The organism is Ewingella sp. AOP8-B2-18 (genome assembly GCF_052376015.1).
GTDB classification, from domain to species: Bacteria; Pseudomonadota; Gammaproteobacteria; order Enterobacterales; family Enterobacteriaceae; genus Ewingella; species Ewingella allii.
In genome coordinates this window covers 1-2,939 of the sequence record NZ_JBQSVB010000043.1, presented here as the reverse complement: position 1 = coordinate 2,939, position 2,939 = coordinate 1, and the positions used below count along the sequence as shown (strand labels likewise).

2 protein-coding genes and 3 pseudogenes are annotated in these 2,939 nt (G+C 48.8%); 1 reads left to right on the top strand and 4 read right to left on the bottom strand.

Translation table 11 applies throughout. The features are described from left to right. A pseudogene (locus ACT3RR_RS23000) lies at positions 1–461 on the bottom strand (IS5-like element ISKpn26 family transposase); the annotation flags it as partial. 213 nt (positions 462–674) lie between these two features. Between ACT3RR_RS23000 and ACT3RR_RS22995 the strand changes: the two are divergent. Beyond that, complete coding sequence (locus tag ACT3RR_RS22995) at positions 675–830, top strand: hypothetical protein (RefSeq protein WP_094543427.1); 156 nt, start codon at positions 675–677, stop codon at positions 828–830. Here ACT3RR_RS22995 and ACT3RR_RS22990 read toward each other — a convergent pair. From ACT3RR_RS22990 to ACT3RR_RS22980, 3 genes and pseudogenes are all read right to left on the bottom strand, one after another. After that, positions 827–1,233 (bottom strand): annotated as a pseudogene (locus ACT3RR_RS22990) (filamentation induced by cAMP protein fic). The gene ACT3RR_RS22995 and the pseudogene ACT3RR_RS22990 overlap by 4 nt on opposite strands. A gap of 61 nt (positions 1,234–1,294) precedes the next feature. After that, the gene (locus ACT3RR_RS22985) at positions 1,295–2,611 is read right to left on the bottom strand and encodes a tyrosine-type recombinase/integrase (protein WP_094543424.1); all 1,317 of its coding nucleotides are present in this window, start codon (positions 2,609–2,611) and stop codon (positions 1,295–1,297) included. A 196-nt stretch (positions 2,612–2,807) separates the two neighbouring features. Continuing rightward, positions 2,808–2,939 (bottom strand): annotated as a pseudogene (locus ACT3RR_RS22980) (IS3 family transposase); the annotation flags it as partial.

The window sequence follows — 2,939 nt, the reverse complement described above, 5'->3', positions numbered from 1 at the left end:
CTGGTAGAGCTGGGTGCCTCAATGATGGTGGCATCCACCAAAGTGCCTTGGGTCATCATGACGCCTGCTTCGGCCAGCCAGCGATTGATGGTCTTGAACAATTGACGGTCCAGTTGATGCTGCTCGAGCAGGTGGCGGAAATTCATGATGGTGGTGCGATCCGGCAGGGCGCTATCCAGGGATAATCGGGCAAACAGGCGCATGGAGGCGATTTCGTACAGGGCATCTTCCATGGCACCGTCGCTCAGGTTGTACCAATGCTGCATGCAGTGAATACGCAGCATGGTCTCCAGCGGATAGGGCCGTCGGCCATTGCCCGCCTTGGGATAAAACGGCTCGATGACAGCGGTCATATTCTGCCATGGCAGAATCTGCTCCATGCGGGAGAGGAAAATCTCTTTTCGGGTCTGACGGCGCTTAGTGCTGAATTCACTATCGGCGAAGGTGAGTTGATGGCTCATGATGTCCCTCTGGGATGCGCTCCGGATGAATATGATGATCTCATATCAGGAACTTGTTCGCACCTTCCTTAGATTACAACTGCATCCCATAAAACGCCTGCTCAATTGTAAATTTGATCTTAAATCCTCTTTCCAAACAACAATGAGAAATTAACTGGACTGACCTACCCCCTCACACCTACAATCTTAGAAGCAGCTATAAGGAAATTTTTCATGGGCAAACATACATCATCTCTAGTGACCAAAGCAAAAATCCTCCGCACCGTTGCCAGCTCAACAGCTATCGAAACGGGCGTTTCTGTACAAAAAATTGAGCGGCAACTCAAAAAAAATCAGGCACAGGCGAAAGCCGTTGGCCTCGCCAGTTAATCTGGCAAGATATCGCTTACCAGTTGCATCATAGGACTGTAGTTCCCTGATTCGCCTGCCTGTATTGCCGTAAAGTAAAACGCCTTGTGCTCATCCCACAGGCTGTAATCCAGTAAGCCCCTTACCGCCAGAACCGAGAGCACATCGCAAAGCAGTCACGACAGACGCCCGTTAACATTCTCCGAATGGGTGGGTCAAAATAAACTCCACGTGGCATTCAGCCAGATAACCAACCAGCTCCGGGCGAACCAGGGATTTCAGCTCACCAGACCTGGATAAAAACTGCTTATCGAAACTACCAAGGAGAAGCCGAATCCTGTCGGCAGCAGCAAAGCAGCAAGCCAGATTCCAGCTCATCCATTTTCTGTTCATCAATGATCCCTAGGTTATTAGCCAGCACCAAATCTCCAGAGCCCGGCTAATATCGCTCTTCTGCTGAATTAAGCTCATATTTTGACAAGCCCTTACCTCCGCCCAAACAGGTTCACAACGTTGTTTTCATGCTGCCGCTGATAGTTATTAACCCGGTCTTCCCAGATCTCAAGCGCCCTACGCTTTTCAGGCAGGTAATCATAACGATCATAGTGTTTCGAGCTAACGTCGTTCAAAGCGTGATTTTGAATACGGTCACGGATCTCTTTGCTGATCCCCGCCTCCCCCATCAGCGTTTTACAGGTACGGCGTAAATCTCGCGCCGTGAAAAATTTAAACTCAGGATTAAAGGCCCGAAAATACATGATGGAACGCGCCAGACTATCCGTGCGCACTGGGCGCTCACCGTTCGTTGATAACGGAAAAATATAGGGACTGTTACTTTCCTTAGTCAGCTCTTTAACTGAGGCTAATTCCTGTAGTGCCGATTCAGTCAGCGGGATCAGGTGCTCACGCTTGTTTTTCGATACATCGGCTATGACCAGCAACGTCTTCTGTTGCCAATCAATAGCACTCCACTGGCTGGCAATCATTTCAAACGGGCGCTGTCCACCAGCATAGACACAGAAGCGGATAAGATGCTGCATCAGCGGCCCAACATTAGTGGCCTGTGCGAACTGCTCCATGACAAAACGCAGTTCTTCCAGCGTTAACCATGTATCACCCACTTTCTCCGCCGAGGACTGCTTCGGTATGGCCGATACCGGATTTACTTCAAGACCAAACGTAATACCCACGCTGGTATTCATCGGATCGTTATCGGCTTTCAGGCCGTAGTTAAATGCCGCCATCAGGTAGGAACGAATGCGGTTTGCATGGACTACCGCATCACGCTGGATAATGCCTGAGAGGATGGTTTTGACCTGAAGAGGTGTTACATCTTTCGCTTTAGTTTCGCGAGGGATAACCGTGTAGCACTCTTTTTCAAGGCGCTTCAGAACATCAGCCCAGGTCCGCTTATTGTCGAGCTTCATCTTGTTAACGTAGCCATGCACCAGCTCTTCAAATGAGCCCTGAGAACGATGGATCTGTATAATGTGCTGTTCGGCCAGGCGCTGTTGCTCAAGCTCTTGCTGGGGTTCTTTTCCTTCAACAAGCCAGGCACCATACTTTTTCGCCAGCTCATTGGCTGTTACGAGTTTCATCTCAGGCCAGATGCCCAACTGGATGAACTTCTCTTTTTTCCCTTTCTCAACGTAATAACGGAAATAAAAAACTTTGCTGCCTGAAGGCTGAACCTTAACGGCAAGCCTGCCAGTACCACGTTGAGCACTGTTGCTCCACACGTAGTACGACGTACTTTTTGTCTTCAATCCACGTATAGCAGTCTCGGTAAGATTAGCGGCCATGAGGTTACCTTTCTGAGGATAAGCGTTACCTGACCCAATGCCCATTTTGGGTCAGGTAATGGGTCAGGTAAGGATAGTACAATGGGGAAATGAGAGAACCAATCAGAAACAAAAATAACTTCATAACTGATTGATTATAGACAATTAAAAATACAAACAGAGACAATGACGAACAATTAAAAACATGTCAGTTTTATGACTCATAAGCCATCCGCAGAGCGTTGCTTATCAGTGCGGTATCGGCATTCGCTGACAGACTCCAGCCGATAACCCTGCGGGCAAAAAGATCCATAACGATCGCCAGATAGCACCAGCGATTTCCTGCCCA

Bases quoted from the DNA above. Each gene is read 5' to 3' on its own strand.
- ACT3RR_RS22995 (WP_094543427.1), top strand. From the start codon at position 675: ATGGGCAAACATACATCATCTCTAGTGACCAAAGCAAAAATCCTCCGC.
- ACT3RR_RS22985 (WP_094543424.1), bottom strand. From the start codon at position 2,611: ATGGCCGCTAATCTTACCGAGACTGCTATACGTGGATTGAAGACAAAA.